General features: G+C 30.5%; 26 protein-coding genes. 1 reads left to right on the top strand and 25 read right to left on the bottom strand.

Going from position 1 to position 23740, the window contains the following annotated elements; all coding sequences use genetic code 11:
• Nucleotides 1-106: 106 nt before the first annotated feature.
• Entirely contained in the window at nucleotides 107-1264 is a 1158-nt protein-coding gene (locus GQR94_RS10620; protein ID WP_158975476.1) for a homogentisate 1,2-dioxygenase, read from the bottom strand.
• A 185-nt stretch (nucleotides 1265-1449) separates the two neighbouring features.
• Between GQR94_RS10620 and GQR94_RS10615 the strand changes: the two genes are divergently transcribed.
• Nucleotides 1450-1761: a hypothetical protein gene (locus GQR94_RS10615; RefSeq protein WP_158975475.1), complete on the top strand. Its 312-nt coding sequence runs from the start codon at nucleotides 1450-1452 to the stop codon at nucleotides 1759-1761.
• A 232-nt stretch (nucleotides 1762-1993) separates the two neighbouring features.
• Here the strand turns inward: GQR94_RS10615 and GQR94_RS10610 are convergent, their stop codons facing one another.
• The 24 genes from GQR94_RS10610 to GQR94_RS10495 form a co-directional block, all read right to left on the bottom strand.
• Nucleotides 1994-2461 (bottom strand): DUF3592 domain-containing protein, encoded by a 468-nt coding sequence (locus GQR94_RS10610; RefSeq protein WP_158975474.1) that lies wholly within the window; start codon nucleotides 2459-2461, stop codon nucleotides 1994-1996.
• Between the two features lie 280 nt (nucleotides 2462-2741).
• The gene (locus GQR94_RS10605; protein ID WP_158975473.1) at nucleotides 2742-3332 is read right to left on the bottom strand and encodes a hypothetical protein; all 591 of its coding nucleotides are present in this window, start codon (nucleotides 3330-3332) and stop codon (nucleotides 2742-2744) included.
• Nucleotides 3333-3514: 182 nt separating this feature from the next.
• Nucleotides 3515-4129, bottom strand: a complete 615-nt coding sequence (locus GQR94_RS10600; RefSeq protein ID WP_158975472.1) for a hypothetical protein — start codon at nucleotides 4127-4129, stop codon at nucleotides 3515-3517.
• Between the two features lie 50 nt (nucleotides 4130-4179).
• Nucleotides 4180-4752, bottom strand: coding sequence for a hypothetical protein (locus GQR94_RS10595; RefSeq protein ID WP_158975471.1), 573 nt, complete (start codon nucleotides 4750-4752; stop codon nucleotides 4180-4182).
• A gap of 81 nt (nucleotides 4753-4833) precedes the next feature.
• A complete protein-coding gene (locus GQR94_RS10590) occupies nucleotides 4834-5451 on the bottom strand; it encodes a hypothetical protein (RefSeq protein WP_158975470.1) in 618 nt (205 codons plus the stop codon).
• Nucleotides 5452-5634: 183 nt separating this feature from the next.
• The gene (locus tag GQR94_RS10585; protein WP_158975469.1) at nucleotides 5635-6138 is read right to left on the bottom strand and encodes a hypothetical protein; all 504 of its coding nucleotides are present in this window, start codon (nucleotides 6136-6138) and stop codon (nucleotides 5635-5637) included.
• A 449-nt stretch (nucleotides 6139-6587) separates the two neighbouring features.
• Nucleotides 6588-7205, bottom strand: a complete 618-nt coding sequence (locus tag GQR94_RS10580; RefSeq protein WP_158975468.1) for a hypothetical protein — start codon at nucleotides 7203-7205, stop codon at nucleotides 6588-6590.
• Nucleotides 7206-7497: 292 nt separating this feature from the next.
• Complete coding sequence (locus GQR94_RS10575; RefSeq protein ID WP_158975467.1) at nucleotides 7498-7665, bottom strand: hypothetical protein; 168 nt, start codon at nucleotides 7663-7665, stop codon at nucleotides 7498-7500.
• A 290-nt stretch (nucleotides 7666-7955) separates the two neighbouring features.
• The gene (locus GQR94_RS10570) at nucleotides 7956-8966 is read right to left on the bottom strand and encodes a hypothetical protein (protein ID WP_158975466.1); all 1011 of its coding nucleotides are present in this window, start codon (nucleotides 8964-8966) and stop codon (nucleotides 7956-7958) included.
• Nucleotides 8967-9354: 388 nt separating this feature from the next.
• Nucleotides 9355-10170, bottom strand: coding sequence for a hypothetical protein (locus tag GQR94_RS10565; RefSeq protein WP_233268674.1), 816 nt, complete (start codon nucleotides 10168-10170; stop codon nucleotides 9355-9357).
• A 380-nt stretch (nucleotides 10171-10550) separates the two neighbouring features.
• A complete protein-coding gene (locus GQR94_RS10560; RefSeq protein ID WP_158975465.1) occupies nucleotides 10551-11522 on the bottom strand; it encodes a hypothetical protein in 972 nt (323 codons plus the stop codon).
• Nucleotides 11523-11917: 395 nt separating this feature from the next.
• The gene (locus tag GQR94_RS10555; protein WP_158975464.1) at nucleotides 11918-12712 is read right to left on the bottom strand and encodes a DKNYY domain-containing protein; all 795 of its coding nucleotides are present in this window, start codon (nucleotides 12710-12712) and stop codon (nucleotides 11918-11920) included.
• A 389-nt stretch (nucleotides 12713-13101) separates the two neighbouring features.
• On the bottom strand, nucleotides 13102-13917 hold the full coding sequence (locus GQR94_RS10550; RefSeq protein WP_199271558.1) for a hypothetical protein: 816 nt from the start codon (nucleotides 13915-13917) through the stop codon (nucleotides 13102-13104).
• Between the two features lie 155 nt (nucleotides 13918-14072).
• Nucleotides 14073-14237, bottom strand: a complete 165-nt coding sequence (locus GQR94_RS10545; protein WP_158975463.1) for a hypothetical protein — start codon at nucleotides 14235-14237, stop codon at nucleotides 14073-14075.
• 409 nt (nucleotides 14238-14646) lie between these two features.
• Nucleotides 14647-15117, bottom strand: coding sequence for a hypothetical protein (locus tag GQR94_RS10540; RefSeq protein ID WP_233268673.1), 471 nt, complete (start codon nucleotides 15115-15117; stop codon nucleotides 14647-14649).
• A gap of 239 nt (nucleotides 15118-15356) precedes the next feature.
• The gene (locus GQR94_RS10535; RefSeq protein WP_233268672.1) at nucleotides 15357-15596 is read right to left on the bottom strand and encodes a hypothetical protein; all 240 of its coding nucleotides are present in this window, start codon (nucleotides 15594-15596) and stop codon (nucleotides 15357-15359) included.
• A 47-nt stretch (nucleotides 15597-15643) separates the two neighbouring features.
• Nucleotides 15644-17971: a toxin-antitoxin system YwqK family antitoxin gene (locus GQR94_RS10530; RefSeq protein WP_158975461.1), complete on the bottom strand. Its 2328-nt coding sequence runs from the start codon at nucleotides 17969-17971 to the stop codon at nucleotides 15644-15646.
• A gap of 10 nt (nucleotides 17972-17981) precedes the next feature.
• Nucleotides 17982-18497: a hypothetical protein gene (locus tag GQR94_RS10525; protein ID WP_158975460.1), complete on the bottom strand. Its 516-nt coding sequence runs from the start codon at nucleotides 18495-18497 to the stop codon at nucleotides 17982-17984.
• 34 nt (nucleotides 18498-18531) lie between these two features.
• Nucleotides 18532-19311 (bottom strand): SUMF1/EgtB/PvdO family nonheme iron enzyme, encoded by a 780-nt coding sequence (locus GQR94_RS10520; RefSeq protein WP_158979568.1) that lies wholly within the window; start codon nucleotides 19309-19311, stop codon nucleotides 18532-18534.
• Complete coding sequence (locus GQR94_RS10515; RefSeq protein WP_158975459.1) at nucleotides 19311-20090, bottom strand: SUMF1/EgtB/PvdO family nonheme iron enzyme; 780 nt, start codon at nucleotides 20088-20090, stop codon at nucleotides 19311-19313. Before GQR94_RS10515 ends, GQR94_RS10520 begins: the two co-directional genes overlap by 1 nt.
• Nucleotides 20090-20869 (bottom strand): SUMF1/EgtB/PvdO family nonheme iron enzyme, encoded by a 780-nt coding sequence (locus GQR94_RS10510; RefSeq protein WP_158975458.1) that lies wholly within the window; start codon nucleotides 20867-20869, stop codon nucleotides 20090-20092. The genes GQR94_RS10515 and GQR94_RS10510 overlap by 1 nt, the downstream gene beginning before the upstream one ends.
• A complete protein-coding gene (locus tag GQR94_RS10505) occupies nucleotides 20869-21654 on the bottom strand; it encodes an SUMF1/EgtB/PvdO family nonheme iron enzyme (protein ID WP_158975457.1) in 786 nt (261 codons plus the stop codon). Before GQR94_RS10505 ends, GQR94_RS10510 begins: the two co-directional genes overlap by 1 nt.
• Nucleotides 21654-22472: a formylglycine-generating enzyme family protein gene (locus tag GQR94_RS10500; RefSeq protein WP_370458289.1), complete on the bottom strand. Its 819-nt coding sequence runs from the start codon at nucleotides 22470-22472 to the stop codon at nucleotides 21654-21656. The genes GQR94_RS10505 and GQR94_RS10500 overlap by 1 nt, the downstream gene beginning before the upstream one ends.
• A complete protein-coding gene (locus GQR94_RS10495) occupies nucleotides 22438-23313 on the bottom strand; it encodes a hypothetical protein (RefSeq protein ID WP_158975456.1) in 876 nt (291 codons plus the stop codon). The genes GQR94_RS10500 and GQR94_RS10495 overlap by 35 nt, the downstream gene beginning before the upstream one ends.
• Nucleotides 23314-23740: the final 427 nt, after the last annotated feature.

The raw sequence follows: 23740 nt of genomic DNA, 5'->3' as shown, positions 1-23740 counted from the left end.
CTATTCTTTACTAAAACTATTTGCTAATAAATATACTTGCAAGAGAAAAATAATTTCTACATGAAAAGCAAAAAAACTCAGGCTTTAACACATCATTACTAACGAACTATTCCATCCAAGATTTATAATACTTACCATCATCAATATCTAGAGCCGCTTGCGTTAATTTCAGTGGCTTAAAGGTATCAATCATTACCGCTAATTCTTCGGTTTTAGATTTCCCGATACTAGCTTCGTAGGTTCCCGGGTGCGGACCGTGAGGTATGCCTGCAGGATGCAATGAAATATAGCCTTGATCTACACTCTTTCTGCTCATAAAATCACCATCTACATAATAGAGTACCTCATCAGAATCTATATTAGAATGATTATAGGGCGCTGGTATTGATTGCGGATGATAATCATACAATCTTGGCACAAAAGAACATACCACAAAAGCGCTGGTTTCAAAAGTTTGATGTACTGGTGGCGGTTGATGCACTCTCCCTGTTATGGGCTCAAAATTATGGATAGAAAATCCGTAAGGAAAATTATAACCATCCCAACCAACCACATCAAAAGGATGTGTTGCATAGGTTAAATGATGCAATTGTCCTTGCTTTTTCACTTTCATTAAAAATTCACCCTTTTCGTCATACGATTGTAGGTTTTCCGGCAGTTTAAAATCACGCTCACAAAATGGAGAATGTTCTAAATGCTGTCCGAAATAGTTACGGTATCTTTTAGGCGTATAAATAGGGTGATAACTTTCTGTCACCAAAAGTCGATTCTCCTCAGTATCAAAATGTATTTGATAAATCATCCCACGAGGTATGACCAAATAATCACCATATTCAAACGGAATTTCACCAAGCATAGTCTTTAGTGTGCCCGTACCTTTATGAATAAATAATAATTCATCTGCATCTGTATTCTTGTAAAAATACGCCGTCATCGATTTTTTTGGTGCTGCCAACCCTACATGTACATCGTTATTAAATAGCACCGTAACTCTACTCTCTAAATAATCATCTACAGGTTGTACTTGAAAGCCTTTTAATAAGCGCGACTTAATATTATGTTCTACTGCTGCTTTCGGAGAAATATCAATAGAATCACCCACCTCTTTTATCTGAGTAGGTCTGTGTAAATGATACATTAAAGAAGACATTCCGTCAAAACCAATGGTGCCAAACAATTGTTCGTAATGCAAAGTCCCATCAGGTTTTTTAAAAATAGTATGTCTCTTTTGAGGTATTTTTCCTTGTTTATGATACAGCGGCATCTTAGAATAGCTTTAATTTAATCTTTATAAAATTACGACATTTTTAAAACAAAAGAAGGGTGTCTACCTTCATTTCCTAACAACTCAGAAGCACTAATGGCTTGCGAAGCAATAATTAAACGAACTGCGTCAATTATTATGAGGAAGAAAATAGAACTTGCTAAGACAAATTAAAAACAATAAACATGGAAAAGAGTAGAAATAAAGACGTCGTAGCAACAGAAAAATATAATTCAAATGTAACTGAAGATGATTTACAAGCTTTAGGAAAAAAAGGCTTGAGCATGGATACTGGAGATGATTCGCTATTACAAGACAGAAAAAACCGTATTGATTTTTCTGGGGAGGACTTAGATGTTCCAGGAAGATATGAAGTAAACCTTACACCAAACCTTGGTTTAAAAGACGAGGAAAACACACTTTATAGTCAGGGTGGAGATAGTAAAGACAATCTTGAAGAGCCTGAGCGTGCTAACCTAGATAAATCTGGGAAATAGCAGCAATAACTATTTAATTGAGCTAGTTAACATACGCTAAAGCATTCATCTTTATGGCATGCCTTAGCGTATGAATACCCGTTTACTTTTACAAAAAAAATCTTTCTAGTTTTAGCTACACCCCACAAATTTCCCAACTTAGCGAAACAAACAAAGTATAAAAGCTATATTGAGCTCAAAACATGAAGTAATGTGGGTACGCGTGTGACACTCGCAGGAAATCAGAAAACCATCACTTAGAAGTTAAATTAGTAATAACATCATAAAGTGCATTCCAAACAAAAATTATTCCCGGAGCAGTAAAAACTATTCCAAACAAACCAAATAAAAGTGTTAAGCCCCACATATCTAAGAAAAAGCTAGCAATCCGAGCTTCGTTGCTTCTTCCTGTAATATAGCGTACTTCAACTTCGTCTCCTATTCTATCTGTAGTAAAAGAACTTGAACTGGAAGAGCGAATATAAACATTTGCCCCTCTATTATCAACGAACAACACTTGAGTGTACCTAGTATCAGAAGAACTATCACTAGTATTTGTATTATAGGCTACCTCAAACCCGCTAATGTATCCTGTTGTCAGTTCAGAGTTTTGAATAAAATTTACCGTTTCAATAGTACGACTTATAGAAAAATAAAGAAATGTACCCCCAGCAAGTAGAATTAAGCAGAATACACTAGTAGCTACTACGTCTCCTTTCATTTAAAGTTGAATTTATTATTCTTCATGGATATTTTTTTATTGTAAATTATAGCTTCAGGCAAGGGCATGAAACAGGAGTAAAAATAGTTTATTGTATTTTATTATCCTTTTGTCCTTGCTTTATATAGGCTAAGTATTGTTTTTACTATGGTTTACGACTCATTCACAAATATTAGCATGAGACTTTTTTACAACTTTTTTAGACTGAAATATGTTGAAATAAAAAATAGAACAGGCACGAGCGTGACACTCGCGCTAGCAGGCGAAGTGATTTTCAACTTTAATCCATTGTAATAGCCCCCAAACACTCTAAACCTATTGTAGGTAATCCTAAAAAGCTTAAATCAATAATAAAATAGCCTTCTTTATCTTTATTCTCTTTGAAGGAGTTTTGAATAACACCTTCAGCCGACATCTGTGGAATGTTACCACCTAGATATTGCTTTTCACTTAAATAAATTTTTGTAGTCTTTTTATTATAAAACCTCATCCGTAATGTAATTTCATCTAAAGGGATTTTCAATCTAAATTCATAGTCCTTTCCATTATAGGACAATGGAATATTAACTACTGAAAAAAAGTTTTTAACAGACTCCTGTCTAAACTTCCTTCCCATGGTAAAAATATTTTCCGATTGCAAATGCTCTTGGTACTTTTCAGGAGTATAAACGGTACCATACTCATCCACAAATTGCTCCTCTTTTCTATTAAAACCATCTACCACTAAATTATCTAACTGAATTGTTGAAAGCTCTTCTAATCGTATAGATTTTAATTGACCTCCACTTCTTATAATATTGGTTTTGTGTTTTCTAAAAAAGTAAACACAAATAAATAATACTACACTAAAAATAATTCCGATACCAGTCATAAAAATAAATCAGTTTTTACAATTAGAAAAGAGCCCTTTTTAGGGAGCAAAATTTTTGAATTGTATGAGTAAATATTGTCGCGCTCCATAAATTCTCCCGACTTAGCACAACGAACAAAGTCAAAAAAGCTACACTGAGCGCAAAACAGGAAAGTAATGCAGGATCGGAAGTGACACTCTCGCTAGCAAGTCTTTTTCTCCAAAATCTCTCTCCCTAAATATATAAATTTCTGCCCGCCAATATTTAAAAATCTAACATCTAAAAAAAAGAAATATTGTTTTAATGTATTAACATCCGGAATATCACTTTTTTTATTAGGGTCAAATTTTAATACGTAAACTACTAAATTTTCTCGTTTAGATAATAAATAACTAATCTTTGTCTCGTTAATGGGAAGACGTGGATAAAATTTATAAGCTATATTTTTATGGGTAAAGGATAATGTTAACTGAGTGCTAAAAAATGTAACGTTCCGCATCACTGAGTCATGGTCATTAGTATCTTCTTCAAAAAAGCGTTCTATAAAACTTTTCCCTTTTAGCCTACTACTTTCTTTTACTCTGCGTTGCTCTAAAATTTCAGAATTAGAAGTCCGATATGTATCAACATATTCAACGTTTCTAAAGCCATCAATACTTATGGTTTTAGTAGGTATTGCAAATGAAAAAGACTCCTTCAATAACCCAAACAACCTTCTATCGTTTCTTAAATTTTCTTTTCCCCTTTTATTCTTAACTATTTTATACCAAATAGATAAAAAAATGGAAATAAGAATTGTCATAAATAAAGTGTCCAAAACTCAAATTTTAAATTTAGTTATATAATAGTAAACAATCTTACACAACATTACTCAACAGCTATAGTTTCTCTTAAACCTAATTCATTTTCATAATTGTAAAAACTAAAGGAGAGATACCCTCTTATGTCATCAGTAATCTTCTGTTCAAAAAAACGAGCTGCTATTTCACTTTTACTAAGATCATACACTTTACGCTCTCTATTTTCTTCTAAAAAAACAGAATTTTTAAGAAGATCATTCTTCTCTAAATTTGTGATAAACATCTTATAACCAATATAAATATCGAAAGTCTTAATTTCGAAATCTGAAAACTTAACACCTCTAGGATAAGGAGCCAATTTTTCTTTGTCTGTAAAAATTAAGTATTTACCCAGATCAGACGCTCCATCATTATCAGGACCTATTGAAATCTCACTTAATTTTATGTCGTTAGAATAATTACTTTTTACCTTAACTCTATAAGGTTTTAATAAAGTAACATAAATACTATCATTCATAATAAAAGACTCCATTATCTTAAGGGGTGCATCGGTTTTCTCAAAACTTAATTCTACGTTTTCTGTTTGTGCTTTACAGCAGAGTAGTGTTAATACACTTAATATTAGGAATATATTTTTCATAAAAAAGTTTATTCTGAAAACATGATTAAAAAAAACTCGTATCATAAGCTTACCGAATCAAATTACAAGGTATTAGAACTCTTACTCCACAAGAATTTCAACAGTACCAATTCCGGTAGTCATAAAAACTTTTTCAAAAGCATTTTCGTTCTGCTTAAAAAATGTCCTTACTTTTTTGGGCAAACTATTATCTGCGAAAACATTGAATGTAACGAGTGTAATTGTGTTTTCTTTTGAGTCTAAAGAAAAAACTATTCCTCTTTTAAAATAGCCATGATACTTATCATAATTTCTATCAGTTTCTTCTAATTTATTTATTTTAGAGAAAACTTCAAATGATTCTAAATCCTTTCTATAAAAAATCTTAAAGAACGAATATTTACCACTACTTGCAGAAGAGACACACTTAATGTTTTCTCCATTAAATAAAGAGTAAACATCATTTTTTCTCGAAGCATAATAAAATTGCGATCCCGAGATATCCAAGATATCTATTTTTCTATCCTTTTTTAGCTTATCAAATAATTTAAAATCTTTCCTTTTAGAAATACATGTAGTAATTGTATCGTTTAAAATAATTTCTTCCTTAATTTCTAAATTTTCTATTTCTAACTCTTCAGTATTTGCGTGTTGCTTTATATTCTCTTTACAACTTAGTAAAGTATTTATAATTAGTAAAAATATTATTAAATTTTTCATTTTATATCTTTTAAATTAGCTGCGCTCCATAAATTCTCCCGACTTAGCAAAACGAACAAAATCGAAAAAACTATTCTGAGCTCAAAAAATGAAAGTAATGCAGGCACGAGCGTGACGCTCGCGCTATCGGTGACATCTCATTATTTATCTGATCACACATTACAACTTACTTAATTTAAAAAATTATTCAGAACAGTTGATAATATTGGAGTCCAAAATAATTAAAGCCTTTTCTATAAGTTTTCTATTTAAAAAAACTGGTGTAGTTATAAATATGCAATGATTTTTGTAGTAAGAAATAACTTTAGGTGGCTTTTCAAAAAAGGAAGATTCTAGAGCAGAATCTTTAACTAAAGTACAAGCCTCTTCAGCCTGTTCTTCATCCTCAAAAGACCAAATTTGAATTTCAAAATCCAGATATTTAGACTCTTTAGATACTTTCATTTTTTTTGAATATATCGTTGTGATACCATGTAAATCAATCTCTTTCTGTTTGAGTTTTTTAAAAAAAATGAGACTACTTTTATCTAGTTTAGCAAAAGACTCTGTCTCTGAACAATACCCTGCTGATTTCATTATATCAGAAATACAACGCTCTAGTCCAGTTTCTAAACCTTTTCCCGAAGCGGGCATAGTTACTAAAAATGATAACCCCATTAATACCCCTATATATTTTTTAAATTTCATCCTTATTTTTATTTGAGTGATTGTCGTTGTAGTTTTTCCTCGTTCTCCTGATGCATAGGAGATCTATAAGGAGCATATTCTAAGAGCCACTGATTTGTTTCAAAATGAGAATACCATCTATCCGTATTTTTAAGAACTGAACCATGATGAACAAATATATTATATTTTTATCACTGTATTATTTATCATAACACTATGAAAAACATCATAATATCATTAAAGCTATGAAAAGCATTCGCATTTTTGATAGATTTGGTTTTGATTAACCTAAAGAAAACACAAATTAAATGAGTTCTACCCAAATATTACAAGATGGAGAAAAATGGGAATTTAACAATAGTCTTTCTGATTGGGTAAATACAACAACTTACATTACTCTTAAAAGCTACCTGTCTTATTTTTACACCAAATGCGTATGATATTACCTTAATAGAACAATTTTACTTTTTCTATTTATTGCGATAATCGTAAGTATCCCAATTTTCAATTCTTAACCAATCCTGTTTTGTTTTATTGGTTAAGTCTACTTTTTTGTAATCAAGAGTATCTCCAAAAAATAACAAATAATCAGATGAACTGTACTCCTCTTTTTCATTTCCAAAACCAATAACATTATTAGTTCCTGTTACATTGATTTGATTTTTAATTATATACGATACATAGTATGGTCCAAAATAAGGCACATAGTTTATCTTTTTAATTGGCTTATAATTTTCGTCCACATAGAAAAATTGAGCATATTCTCTATATTTTTCAACTTTAAATGGTATACCATCTTCTTCAAATGAAAGGCGACCAATATTCTCTTTAAATTGAGTTTTTAAAACACCTGAAATAGGTATTTCATAAAGTCTTTTTCCTTCTTTCCATTTTTTAGGTTTACCATCTTTACAATTAAATAATATTGATATGTTTCCTTTTATTCCAATAGGAATATAGAATAACTCTTTATCAATATGGCTTCCTGACAAACAAGAATTAAAGATTACACTTAAAACAATTAATAATATTACTCTCGTAAATCTAGATCGTCTGCTGCTGGGCGTGATAAATGCATTGTATTCCATTCATTTATTGTTAAATTTCTAAATGTTTTATTTTGATAAGTTGGCTTTAGCTTATTCAATCCTTTGTGAAGATCTTCGTTGACTTTATCTCTGTATTCTCTTCCTCCTTCTGTCAAATGTATACCTATATTTTGGCCAAAACTGCCAGATAAAAGTATATTTCCTAATAAACTTCTTGATGATTCTTTATCTTTTTTAACTTCATTTTTCTCAATAGGTCTTCTAAAAGTATCAAGAGCTGAAAACTATATTTTTAAAAACAAGCTCACCATCTTTATTTTCTACTTGAATTTTAATTTCTATATCTTGATTGTAATAATTTATTGGCTATTCCTTTATTAATTGCTAATAAATCCCAATGTAGATTTTCATTATGATTCCATTTATTAACTGCTATTCTTATAGCTTCTAAACCTTCTAATTTGGCGGCATTTATTTCTAACTGTGCTTCTTCTTCCAATCAAAAATCCATCTCTGCTTTTTGTTCTTGTACTAATAATCCCGCTAATTCATTTAGTGAAGGTAATGGAGCCACTCCACGGATTCCTCTTTTTTAGCGGCATCATCATACACTTTAAACTATTTACCATCTGGATCTTTTATTGCTAAATGCTCCATGACTTCTTGCCACTCCCGTCCGTGGTTAATTGTATTTATAATGATAATTGCCGATTTTTTTTTCACAATTTTTATACAAATCTCCGCCCCAAATATCAGCTCCATCCCAATATTTATGTTCTACTATTTGGTCTATTCATTTGTGAACGCACGTTTTATCATTTCTCCGTCTTTGTACATTTCCGTATACAATAGAGCGCTTTTGGTGGCTGTTGCTAAATCTGCTTGCCCTTCCGAATTTCTTTTATACTTGAGTACAAAATAACTCCATTCACCTACAGGCTTCCCGTCCTCAAAATGAGCTTCTAAATAAGTAAAATCATTCACATAAGTATTCATTTTTTTCTCCACCCATGGTCCTTCTCTAGTATTATTTTTAACCAGTCCTTCTTCTATTTCATTTTTATAATCTCCATTTTTATCATAATACCGAATAAATTTACCATCAGAGGCTATTTTGTGCCTTTCTTCTTTTTTACAAAAATATTCACCTTCAATTGCAGAAAAATTCTTAGAAGAAACTATCATTTGATTATCCATAAATGAGAAAGTAGAATATGAGGAAACATAGTCAAATTCTTGCTTGTAAAGTATTAAATCATCAATTATTACACCATCTACTGATACAGTTACTATATTAATAAAATTATAGGATTTTAAAGCATTATCACTCGTGTGTTTACCTAACAACAAAATGAAATCCTTATCTCTAATCTTCCCTATAAATTCATAATTTTCTCTTACAATTTGCTTCCCAAAGTTTGAGTACATAGAATATTTTAAAGAATCTTCTATTGTAAGTGTATAGTTAAAGCCATCCGTATTCAATATCTTTTTCCAAGTATTGGTAATAGATTGTATTTTTTTTGTAAAATAATCGAGCTTCAAATTTAAATATGCTCCATCTTCATCAGTTTCCAAAGGAAGTCCAAACTTACTAGGGAAAATAGTTTTTAATAAATCAATATTCCCTAACGGTAATTCAAAATCTGGTATTTCAGAGATAAATTCTAGAGGTATGCGTTCTTCTTTTACCTGAACCAATGAATCATTATCTTGGATAGTTTGAGGTGCATTCAAATTCTTATTTCCACCTTTACAAGCAATAAATAAAAGAAATAGGATTAAAAAATTCTTTTTCATATTATATCCTGAATAAAATCATGAGTATTTTGACGGTTAAAATTTGAGCTCTATAAATGAGAATTATGAATTCCTCCTAAATTAACTGCATTAGGTTCTATGGGATTACAATCTCTCGTTCCATGCATATAATTTCGATTACAAGCAATGTAATGTAGGTTGAACCCATAATGCATTCCCACTCCACAAATTCTCCCTACTTAGCAAAACAAACAAAATCGAATCTTAAACTCAGCTCAAAAGCATTAAATAAGGACAACTTTAAAATAACCCAGGCACGAGCGTGACGCTCGCGGTAGCGGGGAACATTTACGCAGAAGGAAATAAAATTTTTAAAACAACGCATCTAAGTAAGAATAAAGATACTACTTATTGTAATTATTACTCTTTAATATAAATTAGCCTCAATTTTATCTATTTTTTTTATATTTAATTTACTAACATCTAATTCAAGTTCCAGATAGTTGCCGTTCATTTTAAGAACATTTTCTAAAATACATCCTTTATCTTCTTTTTTAAAGTCACTAAAAGAAGCATTGACACTATATTTAAAATTTAATTCTATGCCATTGACAACAACATTATAAGCAGTTAATGCATCTATGTTTGTAGTCTTAACAGTGAGTAAAATTTTATCAATAATATTATTTTTAGTCGATATGATATTATAAATAACATTTTTTTTTAAGAACGCTTTGTGATCTAAATATGTGTTTTGTTTGTCCACTAGAAACAGTGAATTATTATAAGAATATAAATTTGAAACTAACGTCTTTTCTCTTTCATTGCCTATAGTGCTTACTGCTATAAAATTAATAGTGTCTACTGCAACGCCTTCTAATGGAAATGTAACCATTACATTCCCATTAATTCCACTCTTTTGAAACTCTTTTGTATTGAACTGTTTCATAAAATAAGTTGAGTCTTTATGAATGTATCCAATATCTGCTACAATAAAATCTAAATTAAAATCTTCTTCATTACCAAAAGAACGATCATCTAATTTAAACTCCAAACGTAACGAATCTAACTTGCAGTTTTTATTATAGTAAAAATTTGTCTTTATTTCGTTTTCATCTGATATTTCTTGTAAAACATTAAAACTATTTTTAATACAATCATTACTTGTTTGCTTATCCTTACCAGATAGACATGAATTAAAACTTAAAAGTGTAACCAATAATATTTCAAAAAGCAATTTCATAAAATAATTATTTTAATTTTTGTTTATCGAATAAATTTTAAATATCCACCGTTTTTCCAATTTTAAACGCATTAGTTTATAAGTGTTTTTTTAATTGTACACCCATCGGAAAACTCCAACAAAAAAATCTTGCCCTAGTTCTCTAGAACTCTTATTATAATTTGTGTTTTACCATTATTATAAAGTCATAACACATGATTCTACTTCGAAGGAGTCACTCGTTATTTCAATTTTATTGGGAAACTGTGTTGTAATCACTCTATTAAGATTCTCTTTCGCTAATCTTAGTATTATACGTAACATTTGATATTATCTTTATACTTTTTTGGCTAGTTTTGCTGTTCAGACAAAAACTATTATAAAAAATAAACCCCTTTAGTTTATTCATTTTTAAACTCTCGATTTATCATTTCTCCGTCTTTGTACATTTCCGTATACAATAGAGCGCTTTTGGTCGCTGTTGCTAAATCTGCTTGCCCTTCCGAATTTCTTTTATACTTGAGTGCAAAATAACTCCATTCACCTACAGGCTTCCCGTCCTCAAAATGAGCTTCTAAATAAGTAAAATCATTCACATAAGTATTCCTTTTTTTCTCCACCCATGGTCCTTCTCTAGTATTATTTTTAACCAGTCCTTCTTCTATTTCATTTTTATAATCTCCATTTTTATCATAATACCGAATAAACTTTCCTTTTTCAGAAATTTCGTATTTGTAGATATTACTTATTGAAGCTATATTTTCTTCTTGTTTAAAATCTTGAATGTAGAGGACATTATTTTCATTTATATAAAAAAATCTAGAATTTCTAAGCCCAAATTCTCCTAAAAAATAAGAATAAATTCTCTTACTTGATATAACCTCATTACCTTTTAGTGTGACCAAAAAAATATTTTCTTGATTTCTATTTGGGTTGTTTGATTGTTTTTTTGTGAAAATAAAAGAATAGGATATATCACCTTGTTTTAGCAAAATATTATCTTTAAAATATAATTTGTGTAATTTATTTTTTAAAGGAAAATAGAATAAATCATCATCATAATACTCTTGAGTATAATAACTTTTTAACGTACCCATATACTCCTTAAAACTAAGTCCAGATATAAATTTTTTAAAATAATCTAATGCCTGTATATCATTATTGATATTTCCCTTTTCTAAGTCACTAAATCCAAAAGGTTTTTCGATAACCTTATCACCAAATACCGAGTCCGCTTCTAAATTATTAGAAACAAAATTTGGTTTATCACTGGATAACTCTAACTTTTCAGATATTAATATTTTTTTTTCTTTTTTACAGGATAATAATGAAAAAACTAAAAATAAATAAATAAGTGCTTTAATTACTTCCATCTTAAATTATATTTTCTATGCTTGTATTATTACAATTACCCGAATGCAAATGATTGTTATGTATTTGTCCACAATTTACGCAATTGTTATCAAGAGAAGAACATGGATTACAATCTCTAGTCCCATGCGTATAATTTCGATTACAAGCAATGTAAGGTAGGTTGAATACATAATGTATTCCCACTCCACAAATTCTCCCGAATTAGCAAAACGAAAAATCGAATCTTAAACTCAGCTCAAAAGCATTAAATAAGGACAACTTTAAAATAACGCAGGCACGAGCGTGACGCTCGCGCTATCGGGGAACATTTACGCAAAAGGAAATAAAATTTTTAAACTATCGCATTTAAGTTTACGAAAAACAGGTCTTTAGTCTCAATAAACATAATCCATTGCTATTTATAAAACGTTTTTCGAACTGCGTCCAAGGTTTTCTTAGGCAATGGTAAATTATTAAAACGTTCCAGATTCATAGGCTCAGCAAAAAAATAAATTTGCTTATTATCATGTACAATGGTAAACGGTTTGCCTTCTTTATCTGCTACTATTTTAGTAGTGAAAGAGTTGGCGTCAGCATTTTCAATTTCAAGACCTTTCCAATAAACTTTATTTAAATCTTTAATGTAGTCGGCATCAAGAATACGGGCATACTTTTTATTAATTTCTATTTGATAAAAAGGAGGGTAACAAACAGGGTAGTCTCGATAAACATACATGTAATTTTTATCATAAAAATATACATCACTATGCTCCAACTTACTAAAAGAACCTATATCAACCACATCTTTCAAAAAAGCAATAGAATCATTTAAGGTCCCCACAGATTTGTTAAAAGAAAATGGAAATTTTTGACACTTTGATAACTCTCCGCCAAATGGGCTTTTTATTATTTCACGTTGGCGCTTTAGAAAAATATCCGAATTATTATCTTTATATAATAAACCTGCAACCACTTCAGTATATACCGCTGGATCATTTTTACATTTAACTGTATCTTGCTTATTACCTATAGAAGTATGTTGATTTAATAATTCAACACTATCCTTAGTCTTATTTCGATTTATTATTAAGTAATCATTATGACCTGTTGAAAAAGTCTCTGGTTTATAAAAATTACTACCATATAATAAATGAAAAATAAAAGCGGAAAGTAATATTGAAAATAATATTATTTTCTTTGAATTCTCCATAATAATATATTTTAGCGTGCTTGCATTATTACAATTACCCGAATGCAAATGATTGTTATGTATTTGTCCACAATTTACGCAATTGTTATCAAGAGAAGAACATGGATTACAATCTCTAGTCCCATGCGTATAATTTAGATTACAAGCAATATAATGTAGGTTGAACCCATAATGCATTCCCACTCCACAAATTCTCCCGACCTAGCAAAACAAACAGAATCGCATCCTAAACTCAGCTCAAAATCATTAAATAAGGACAACTTTAAAATAACGCAGGCACGAGCGTGACGCTCGCGCTATCGGGGAACATTTACGCAGAAGGAAATAAAATTTTCAAACCAACGCATCTAAGTAAGAATAAAGACATTACTTATTGTAAGTATTACTCTTTAATATAAATTAGCCTCAACTTTATCAATTTTTTTAATATTTAATTTACTTACATCTAATTTCAATTCTAGATAGTTGCCATTCATTTTAAGAACATTTTCTAAAACACATCCTTTATCTTCTATTTTAAAGTTATTAAATGAAGCATTGACACTATATTTAAAATTTAATTCTATGCCATTGACAACAACATTATAAGCAGTTAACGCATCTATGTTTGTAGTCTTTACAGTGAGTGAAATTTTATTAATAATATTATTTTTAGTCGAAATTATATTATAAACAACATTAGTTTTTAAGAATGCTTTGTGATCTAAATATGTGTTTTGTTTACCTACTAAAAACAGTGAATTATTATAAGAATATAAATTTGAAATAGACATTCTTCCTTCTTCTACACCAACTGTTTCAACAACTAAATAATTAATGGAGTCCAATCTTGTATCTGTTAAAGGAAACTTTGCAATTACATTTAAATTTTTTTTGGAAAAAATAAATTTATCTAAAACAATTTGCTCTGAAAAATGGCTTGTATCCTCGCCAATATAACCCAGTTTTATTAATAAATTTTCTAATTTAAAGTTTTTAGAATTAGTGAAAGAGCGGTCATCTAACTTAAATTCCAAACGTAGTGAATCTACCTTACAGTTTTCATCATAATAAAAAACAGATCCGATTTCATTGTATTCAGAAGCTTGGTGAAGTTCCTGCAAATTACTTCTAGAACAACTGGACTCTTGATCCTTTTTTTGAGAATAACAGGAGTTGACTAAAATAGTAATTGAAAATAATGTTATATTTATCAGCTTCATCATTTTAATAATTGCTTGTCTATTAATTTAATAATATCTATATTTTTTCCTATTTCGACGGGGAAACTATTCTTTGAAAAAGAATAAAACTTTCCATTTTCTTGATCTCCCATCTTAGGGCCATAAATCATTTCTGGGGTAGTCGAATTACCTCTTGTCTAATTAACAACTGCAGCCCCGTCATTTACCATTCCTATGACCTTTGCACCCGATATATTTGCTAATTCTTGGGCAAAAGAATTTGTAAGTCCAGTACCAGAATTACAAGCACCTGAAAAGATAACACTTTCATTATTATAATGAATAAAGTCACTATTTAACATACTTTTAATTTCACTTTTTGAAATTCTGTCATCACTATCTCCAAAAATATTATTAAAATATCCTTGTGAGAAAATTGCAAAAAATTTAATTAACTCTCCATGAAAATCATTTGTGTCATCTTTTGAAACCTTTTCACTCTACTTAGCTAAATAGTTTCCTAGTTCAACATTACCAAAAGCAGCATTCTTGACTTTTAAAATATTCCTGCATAATTTAAAGTTGCTACTCCTAATATTTTAGTTTAGCTCCCGAATTAGCAAAACAAACAAAACCGAATCCTAAACTCAGCTCAAAAGCATTAAATAAGGAAAAGTTATTAGATAACTTTAAAATAACGCAGGCACGAGCGTGACGTTCGCACTAGCGGGAAAATAATGTTTTCATATTTTTTAACCTTAATACCAGATTTTACCACTCCACTGGCACAGAGATACGTTCACCAAATTTATTACCGTCTAAAAATTGCACAGAAATACTATCGTTTTTAGTAAGTCTTTCAAATAGTTCTTTATGGTTTTTTTTGAAATCTGAAACTGTACCTATATGTAAAGTATCTTTGTTTTCTTCTAACATTTCTTGCACATAAGGCTTAAACTGCTGTTGAATTGCTTCTGTTGAATCTACAAAATGCCTAGTGTAATAAACATATTCAAGACTTTTGTTACCAGGAATAGTTTTTCTACTATTATTAGTCGTTTTTATTAATATATTACCTTCTTGACTAAATAAGCCAATATGAAGATCTCTACCAATTGGAACATTATTATACTTATAATCTAATGTTATAAAATTTTCGCTTGAAAAAGAATTATTACTTATGGTAATTTTATTAGGAAATTGTATCCTTATAATTAAATTTTCTGTATCCTTTGTTTTCATTAAAATGACATTATAATTTGTAGTACCCTGTTTAAATTCAATGTCATTTCTTACACTTCCACAATTAATAAATAGTATACTTATTAATACAAATATTACTAGTTTAAAAAATTTATTCATTTAAAAAAATTGTTTCTATTATATAAACCCAGTTATTATTCCTATTTGTGTGTTTAATACTTCTCTAAAGCACTTCAATTTTAGAATTAAAAAAACAATTTGACTTCTAATATATTCTTTCATGTATTGTTTCTCTCTAAAAAAATAATATCATTTGATAGTATCTGTTGTATTGTTTTTATTTCCCAACTAGCACCATAATCTTTTATTTTGCCTCTATATTGTGGATTAATTATATCCATATCATTTAATAAAAAATACCAATTAAATTCCTCCCAAGTTTTTTCGTATTTACTTATCGAATAACTATCTAAAGTAACTTCATGTTCATAGGCAGTTGAAACTCCATTTTTACCCATCGTAAACGTACCTGCTTCTACAAAAACAAAATCAGCTTTTGCATCTTCTAAAATTTGCTCCTGTTCTCGGGTTGCTTTTCCTCTTCAAACTTATCACGTAATTCAATTTTGTAAAGCTTTAAAAGCTTTTCTGCGCGCTGGATAGATAACTCTTTTAATTCTGCATGTTGTTTTAAAACTAAACTACAGTCTATTATTTCAGTCTTCAAAGCTTTACTGTAGTCTTCTCGTATAACACTATTTAAATAATTTATTTTTTTATCAAAAACCTCTAACTCTTTAATACTCTTCGTGGCAGTTATACCAATATCCACATTCAACTCAAGGCTATATTTTTCATTATACTCTTTATTTAAACTCGAGGAATCTTCTTTTAATTCATCTGAAATATCTTCTAAATAATTCTCCATACCAATTACTTTTTCACAATCAGTCTCAAAAGGGTCAATATATTTATATCCTATCAATAAAATGGAAAAAATAAAAATACCAACTAAGAACGTTACTACTGGTTTTTTAAATTTTTGAGTGTATTTCAAATTATTTATAGCACTAAAACTTAGAAAACACATCACAATTAAATAGTTTAATAAAAACACAACTGTTATATCGTCATAATTCACCTCTATATCATCTAATGATGGGTTGGTAATAACATAACTGACAATTATGTTTAAAATAAATGAAACGATAAAAAAATGCAGGTAGCTAATTTCATTTTTTATATTCCAATATTTGACTATAAATAATAATCCCGAAAAACAAGCGATACAAAAAGCATAAATAGCTATAAATGGTTCATCATCGTATATATAAGGAAAATTACTTGCCAAATAAACTAAAAATTCACTAAAGAAAGCTGCTACTATTGCTACTAGAAACCAAATAAATAAAAATCCAAAAACACCTAATAGAATATGCTTTAAACTTGGTTTATTTACTAGTGAAAAAAAGATTGTTGTGATTAGCAAAATACTCAAACCCGTAACAGGAACTAGTTTGGACCAACCAAATGGTGTATCAAATATAGAATGGATTGTATCTTCTAAAAAAGGAATATTTGCCACATATAGTATTAGAATACATGAACTTAATAATAATCTATTTACTTTTAGCTGATTTGTATTCTCTAATTTAGTGTTTTGTAATTTCTTGTCTTTTAGAACAAGAATTATCACTAAAAAAATAAAAATAAAACCTCCAATTAATATTTGAATATTTGGCTTTACGTATTCAGTTTCCTCACCCTTGTGATACTTATCAGTGGATGACAGTGTGCCATCCTCATTATAATAGTTCCAAATACCGTCATTTAAACCTTTATAATAGTTTGCGGAAATGTGTAGATTTCCATTTCTATAATATGATTTCCATTTACCTATTTTTTTACCGTTTTGATAATTTCCTTCTTCCAGCACTCTATTTGCATAAAGTTCTTTATAAAGTCCATGTTTTACTATTCCATAATTATCATCACTATAGTCTGGCTTAATGTATTCTCTTTTTCCTTCCTCGTTTACTTTTTTAAAGTTTACAATTTTTTGTAGCTCGTTTGAATTGTTATTAACATAGAATTTTTTTTCAACACAGGTAGCTGAATCTTTAGTATATGTACATATAGCTTGATATTCAAACAAATGATCATTTGAACGCATTCTCTCTTCCCACTCTCCAAACTTTATGCCATGTACATATTTTCCTTTTTCTATGCATTTACCATCTTTTGTATATGCATAGAAATCACCATCTAATTTCCCATCTACATCATAACTCCCTTGTTCATTTAATTTCTTGTTGTCATAAAATACTTTATATGGACCAAACATTTTTCCATCTAAAAAATTTTGTTCATTAGAAAGCTCTCCATTTGGGTGATAGCGATATTGTATTCCTTCTTTTTTTCCTTTTACATAGTTTTCTACTATATATAGTTCATTATTAGAACCATATTCAAATTGTTTTCCTTCTTTTCTACCATCAATTAAATTTGCTGTACTTTTAAGTAAACCTTCACTATCATAAGTTGTATTTTTTTCTACTTTTAAACCCTCTTTATTTGTATAATTTTCAATTTTACGATAATAGTCATGATAAATCGTAGTTTTTCCATTTTTCGGATGTTTGTATTCTTCTGTCCATGAACCAAGGCTACCATCATCAAAATAATTAATAATATAGCTCCCTTTACCAAATTCTTTATTTTGGTATTCACCCTTTCCTACAAAAATATATTCTTCTAAATCTTTGTCATATATTTTTTTTAGCGAAATTTTCCCCAATACAGGATGTTGAACTGTGCCATTTCTAATGCTTTGCGCATTAATATAATAGGTACAAAATAAAACACAAAATACACTAATAATTATTTTTTTCATTTATAAATTATCATTTAAGGCTTAATCTAAATTGCTCAATTTCTTTCCAATCAGATTCTTTTTTATATAAAGTATTTTTTAATTTATTTATTGCCCATCTTCTAAACAATGTGGTATCTGTAATTATAGTATCTTTTCTAATAGGCTGCTCATCAAGAGCATTATCTACATTTAAACCAAACTCAAAAATCAATTCATTAAATTCTTCTAAATTATTAGTGCCAATTTTAATTAGAACTTTTGACCTATTAGTTAACACAGAATCAGGATAAACACTAAAATTCACTTCACTAAATGAAGCAAGTGTTGCTAAATATTCCGCTTTTACTTTAGGAGGAACATATCTTACCATTTCAGGATTTTCAGTTAAATTATCTACATGTCTATTTATTTTATCGGTCAAGTTTGGAAAGTTTAACCTCATAAACTCATTATCATCTTTCTTTTCTTCTTTACATCCTATAAGTAGTAGCACGAATAGAAGACAAACAAAGATTATTTTTTGATAAGAAATTTTTTTTTTCATAAAACCATTTACTTACTTTGACACTCAAAAACCATTACTCTATTTCTGTTTTTTGATTGCATACACAACGAAAACCTCCGCCAAAGCCATCTTGTTCAGGCTCTCTAGAGCTACGTATATACACAGAATTATTTAAGGAGTGAAACCCACGAATTACTTTTACAGTACCAGAAACTATGCTATCAAACCTAGGGTTTACAACAGGTTCTTTTGAATATAACGCTAACCAATCATTGGTCCACTCAGCTCTACCTCCAGACATATCGTAAATCCCTAAAGGGTTAGGCTGATAGGTGCCAACTGGTGTATCTGTCCCGTAATTATCATCCTCACCTACTTCAATAATCCCACTATCTGTAGCATGCTCAATATTTAATCCACGGCTACGTGCTGCATATTCCCATTGGGCTTCTGTTGGTAAATCTATAGGTAAATTAAGTTGTTCCCCTAACCATTGACAATAAGATTTAGCTAAGAACCATGTGTTTTTTTTAGCTGCATAATTAGGTCCATAATCTTTTATTTTACCTCGATGATGTGGGTTAATTATTTCTAAATCATTCATAATATGATACAAATCAAATTCCTCCCAAGTTGTTTCGTACTTACTTATCGAGTAACTGTCTAATGTAACCTCATGTTCATACGCAATTGAAACACCTTTTTTACCCATTGTAAACGTACCTCCTTCTACAAAAACAAAATTAGCTTTTGCTTCTTCTAAAATTTGCTCCTGTTCTGGTGTTGCCTTTTTTTGCGAGTTACAACTTTGAAAAAGTATGCAAAATAAGAGCAAAAACAATTTTACACGCATTACTTTATAGGTGTTTTTTGATTGCATACACAACGAAAGCCTCCACCAAAGCCATCTTGCTCAGGTTCTCTTGAGCTACGTATATACACAGAATTATATAAGGAGTGAAACCCACGTATAATTTTATCTTTTCTAACATCTATAGTATCATATCTAGGATTTTCGATAGGTTTATCTGGATAAATAACCGCCCAATCGTTAGTCCATTCAGGTCTACCACCAGACATATCGTAAATCCCTAAAGGGTTAGGCTGATAGGTGCCAACTGGTGTATCTGTCCCGTAATTATCATCCTCACCTACTTCAATAATCCCACTATCTGTAGCATGCTCAACATTTAATCCACGACTACGTGCTGCATATTCCCATTGGGCTTCTGTTGGTAAATCTATAGGCAAATCAAGTTGTTCCCCTAACCATTGACAATAAGATTTAGCTAAGAACCATGTGTTTTTTTTAGCTGCATAATTAGGTCCATAATCTTTTATTTTACCTCGATGATGTGGGTTAATTATTTCTAAATCATTCATAATATGATACAAATCAAATTCCTCCCAAGTTGTTTCGTACTTACTTATCGAATAACTGTCTAATGTAACATCATGTTCGTAAGCAATTGAAACTCCATTTTTACCCATCGTAAATGTGCCCCCTTCTACAAATACAAAATTAGCTTTTGCCGCTTCTAAAATTTGCTCTTGTTCTGGGGTTGCTTTTTTTTGTGAATTACAACTTTGAAAAAGTATGCAAAATAAGATTAAAGAGAATTTTACGCGCATTACTTTATAGGTGTTTTTTGGTTGCAAGCACAACGGAAACCTCCGCCAAAACCATCTTGTTCAGGTTCTCTTGAGCTACGTATATACACAGAATTATATAAGGAGTGAAACCCACGTATAATTTTATCTTTTCTAACATCTATAGTATCGTACCTTGGATTGGTAATAGGTTCTTTCGGGTACAAAACAAGCCAATCATTGGTCCATTCAGGTCTACCACCAGACATATCATAAATACCTAATGGGTTAGGTTTATAAGTACCAACAGGTGTATCTGTCCCGTAGTTATCATCCTCACCTACTTCAATAATCCCACTATCTGTAGCATGCTCAACGTCTAAACCACGGCTACGCGCTGCATATTCCCATTGAGCTTCTGTTGGTAAGTCTATAGGTAAATCTAGTTGTTCCCCTAACCATTGACAATACGCTTTAGCTAAAAACCATGTGTTTTTTTTTGCTGCATATTTAGGTCCGTAATCCTCTATATTTTTTCTATATTGTGGATTGATTATTTCTTTTTCATTTAATAAAAAATACAAATCAAATTCTTCCCAAGTTGTTTCGTACTTACTTATCGAATAACTGTCTAATGTAACATCATGTTCGTAAGCAATTGAAACTCCATTTTTACCCATCGTAAATGTGCCCCCTTCTACAAATACAAAATTAGCTTTTGCCGCTTCTAAAATTTGCTCTTGTTCTGGGGTTGCTTTTTTTTGTGAATTACAACTTTGAAAAAGTATGCAAAATAAGATTAAAGAGAATTTTACGCGCATTACTTTATAGGTGTTTTTTGGTTGCAAGCACAACGGAAACCTCCGCCAAAACCATCTTGTTCAGGTTCTCTTGAGCTACGTATATACACAGAATTATATAAGGAGTGAAACCCACGTATAATTTTATCTTTTCTAACATCTATAGTATCATATCTAGGATTTTCGATAGGTTTATCTGGATAAATAACCGCCCAATCGTTAGTCCATTCAGGTCTACCACCAGACATATCATAAACTCCTAAAGGATTGGGAGGATAGGCCCCTACTATAGTATCATAAGCAGGGTAGTTTCTTTTCTCTGTGAAACTCCCTTCTATCTTACCACTATCAGTAGCATGTTCAACATTTAAACCGCGGCTACGTGCCGCAAATTCCCATTGAGCTTCGGTTGGTAAATCTATAGGTAAACCAAGTTGCTTGCCTAACCATTGACAGTATGATTGCGCTTGGTACCAATTCATGCCAACAGCTCCAAAATTTGGTCCCATATCTTCTTGATTTCTATAATTAGGATAAATAAGCTCTAAGTTATTCAATGCTGTGTACAAGTCAAACTCTTTCCATGTTGTTTCATATTTACTTATAGAATAACTATCTAAAGTTACTTGATGCTCCCTAGCAATTGAAACACCATTTTTACCCATTGTAAAAGTACCTCCTTCTACAAATACAAAATTAGCTTTTGCATCTTCTAAAATTTGTTTTTGCTCTTTTGTAGGTTGTTGTTGTGAATTACAACTTTGAAAAAGTATGCAAAATAAGATTAAAGAGAATTTTACACGCATTACTCTATAGGAGTTTTTTGATTGCAAGCACAACGGAAACCAACACCTGAACCATCATTGTCTGGTTCTCTACTACCCCCTCTGCTATATACCGAATACCTTAAGTTATGCCACCCTCTGACCATTTTCTCCTCATAATTATGTATGGTATCATATCTTGGATTTACCAAGGTATCTTTACTATAACCTACTAGCCAATCATTAGTCCATTCGGGTCTACCTCCAGACATATCATATAAACCTAAAGGGTTTGGGGGGTAGGCCCCAACAATAGTATCATAAACAGGGTAGTTTCTTTTCTCTGTAAAACTTCCTTCTATTTTACCACTATCAGTGGCATGTTCAACGTCTAAGCCACGGCTACGTGCAGCATATTCCCATTGGGCTTCTGTTGGTAAATCTATAGGTAAATTAAGTTGTTCCCCTAACCATTGACAATAAGATTGCGCTTCGTACCAGTTCATCCATTTTGCACCATAATTACCGCTAAACTCTTTAACATCCCGATATTCAAATGCTAATTTTTCTTTATTGTTTAGTTTTGAATACACATCAAACTCTTTAAAAGTTGTTTCATATTTACTTATAGAATAACTATCTAAAGTAACTTGATGCTCCAGCGTAGTATAATGGTAATTATTATTCCCCATAATAAACGTGCCCCCTTCTACAAAAACAAAATTAGTTTTTGCAGTTTCTAAAATTTGTTTTTGCTCTTTTGTAGGTTGTTGTTGTGAATTACAGCTTAATGCAAAACTTATAAATAACACACTGCTTATTTTTCTAATAGGGTCTATAAGGGACATAAGGTTTTTCATTTTTTGGTTTTAATTTCCATGCTTCTCCTAAATGTGGTAATTTGTTTACGTGGCCGCAAACAGTATTCCAATCTTCAATATCGTTTAATAATTTTCTTAAAAACTGTGACCCGTCTTGTGGACGTAAAAAATTCCCTGGATCGTCTTTTTTAGCAGTTTCGTCATATACTCTATACTCCTTGCCGTCAGGATCTTTTATTGCTAAATGTTCTATAATTTCTTGCCACTCTCGTCCGTGATTAACTGTTTTTATAATAATAATTGCTGCTTGTTCACAGTTTTTATATAAATCACCATCCAAGATATCAGCTCCATCCCAAAATTTGTGTTCTATTATTTGGTATAGCATACGACCCTTTACACGTGGTGGTGCAAACCTAAGTGTTTTATGCTTTTCATCAGCAAATACATTATTTACTAAATTTTTAGTCGCTTTTTGATCTCTTTTGTACTCTTTAAATTTTCTAAGAAGATCATCAATATCTTCTAATAATGAAAAGGCTATAACTGCACCAGCTCCTATAAGTGCGGCAGCACCAGCTTTACCATATTCTTTGTCATTCCATAACTGGTGCATCCATGCTTCGTATACTTTAAATACATTAACGTTAGATTCCGTATCCGTAACATTATCTAATTTATATTTATTTTCGAAAATATCTACGAAATTAAAGTCATTTTCTTCTAATTTACTATACACTAATAGAATAAAATCATAAAGCTCTTCTAATCGTATATATTTTAATTGACCACCACTTCTTATAGTATTGGTTTTGCTTTTTCTAAAAAAGTAAACACAAATAAATAATAGTACACTAAAAATAATTCCGATACCATTCATAAAAATAAATCAGTTTTTACAATTAGAAATAAGCCCTTTTTAGGGGACAAAATTTTTGAATTGTATGAGTAAATATTGTAGCGCTAAGCAAAGTCTCCCTACGTAAAAGAAGAAACAGAATCAAGAAAAACCTCTGTAAATCCCCAATTCACAAAAAATTCTGCAAACTCTTCTTCGGAAGCACTATCATAATTATTAAGAAGGTCTGTAAGTAATAATCCTCTAACATTTGCCGTTCCTAGATAACGCGTATCAATACTATCACCGTTAAGATGCGGTATACTTGGATAGCTTGTGGTCTCGCCGAAACAGACACCGGTTGATTAAACGTTTCTGAAGCCATCAATACTTATGGTTTTTGTAGGTGTTGCAAATAAAAAAGACTCCTTCAGTAATCAAAACAACCTTCTATCGTTTCTTAAATTTT

It is taken from the genome of Cellulophaga sp. L1A9 (genome assembly GCF_009797025.1).
Classification (GTDB): domain Bacteria; phylum Bacteroidota; class Bacteroidia; order Flavobacteriales; family Flavobacteriaceae; genus Cellulophaga.
This window is presented reverse-complemented; position numbering and strand designations above follow the sequence as displayed.

What these genes read in the sequence shown, in the direction of transcription:
- GQR94_RS10570 (WP_158975466.1), bottom strand. Translation starts at nt 8,966, where the DNA reads ATGAAAAAGAATTTTTTAATCCTATTTCTTTTATTTATTGCTTGTAAA.
- GQR94_RS10550 (WP_199271558.1), bottom strand. Translation starts at nt 13,917, where the DNA reads ATGATGAAGCTGATAAATATAACATTATTTTCAATTACTATTTTAGTC.
- GQR94_RS10585 (WP_158975469.1), bottom strand. Translation starts at nt 6,138, where the DNA reads ATGAAATTTAAAAAATATATAGGGGTATTAATGGGGTTATCATTTTTA.
- GQR94_RS10540 (WP_233268673.1), bottom strand. Translation starts at nt 15,117, where the DNA reads ATGAAAACAAAGGATACAGAAAATTTAATTATAAGGATACAATTTCCT.
- GQR94_RS10525 (WP_158975460.1), bottom strand. Translation starts at nt 18,497, where the DNA reads ATGAAAAAAAAAATTTCTTATCAAAAAATAATCTTTGTTTGTCTTCTA.
- GQR94_RS10505 (WP_158975457.1), bottom strand. Translation starts at nt 21,654, where the DNA reads ATGCGTGTAAAATTCTCTTTAATCTTATTTTGCATACTTTTTCAAAGT.
- GQR94_RS10495 (WP_158975456.1), bottom strand. Translation starts at nt 23,313, where the DNA reads ATGAATGGTATCGGAATTATTTTTAGTGTACTATTATTTATTTGTGTT.
- GQR94_RS10520 (WP_158979568.1), bottom strand. Translation starts at nt 19,311, where the DNA reads ATGCGTGTAAAATTGTTTTTGCTCTTATTTTGCATACTTTTTCAAAGT.
- GQR94_RS10555 (WP_158975464.1), bottom strand. Translation starts at nt 12,712, where the DNA reads ATGGAGAATTCAAAGAAAATAATATTATTTTCAATATTACTTTCCGCT.
- GQR94_RS10535 (WP_233268672.1), bottom strand. Translation starts at nt 15,596, where the DNA reads ATGGGTAAAAATGGAGTTTCAACTGCCTATGAACATGAAGTTACTTTA.
- GQR94_RS10545 (WP_158975463.1), bottom strand. Translation starts at nt 14,237, where the DNA reads ATGTTAAATAGTGACTTTATTCATTATAATAATGAAAGTGTTATCTTT.
- GQR94_RS10605 (WP_158975473.1), bottom strand. Translation starts at nt 3,332, where the DNA reads ATGACTGGTATCGGAATTATTTTTAGTGTAGTATTATTTATTTGTGTT.
- GQR94_RS10595 (WP_158975471.1), bottom strand. Translation starts at nt 4,752, where the DNA reads ATGAAAAATATATTCCTAATATTAAGTGTATTAACACTACTCTGCTGT.
- GQR94_RS10530 (WP_158975461.1), bottom strand. Translation starts at nt 17,971, where the DNA reads ATGAAAAAAATAATTATTAGTGTATTTTGTGTTTTATTTTGTACCTAT.
- GQR94_RS10515 (WP_158975459.1), bottom strand. Translation starts at nt 20,090, where the DNA reads ATGCGCGTAAAATTCTCTTTAATCTTATTTTGCATACTTTTTCAAAGT.
- GQR94_RS10620 (WP_158975476.1), bottom strand. Translation starts at nt 1,264, where the DNA reads ATGCCGCTGTATCATAAACAAGGAAAAATACCTCAAAAGAGACATACT.
- GQR94_RS10610 (WP_158975474.1), bottom strand. Translation starts at nt 2,461, where the DNA reads ATGAAAGGAGACGTAGTAGCTACTAGTGTATTCTGCTTAATTCTACTT.
- GQR94_RS10615 (WP_158975475.1), top strand. Translation starts at nt 1,450, where the DNA reads ATGGAAAAGAGTAGAAATAAAGACGTCGTAGCAACAGAAAAATATAAT.
- GQR94_RS10500 (WP_370458289.1), bottom strand. Translation starts at nt 22,472, where the DNA reads ATGAAAAACCTTATGTCCCTTATAGACCCTATTAGAAAAATAAGCAGT.
- GQR94_RS10560 (WP_158975465.1), bottom strand. Translation starts at nt 11,522, where the DNA reads ATGGAAGTAATTAAAGCACTTATTTATTTATTTTTAGTTTTTTCATTA.
- GQR94_RS10510 (WP_158975458.1), bottom strand. Translation starts at nt 20,869, where the DNA reads ATGCGCGTAAAATTCTCTTTAATCTTATTTTGCATACTTTTTCAAAGT.
- GQR94_RS10580 (WP_158975468.1), bottom strand. Translation starts at nt 7,205, where the DNA reads ATGGAATACAATGCATTTATCACGCCCAGCAGCAGACGATCTAGATTT.
- GQR94_RS10590 (WP_158975470.1), bottom strand. Translation starts at nt 5,451, where the DNA reads ATGAAAAATTTAATAATATTTTTACTAATTATAAATACTTTACTAAGT.
- GQR94_RS10565 (WP_233268674.1), bottom strand. Translation starts at nt 10,170, where the DNA reads ATGAAATTGCTTTTTGAAATATTATTGGTTACACTTTTAAGTTTTAAT.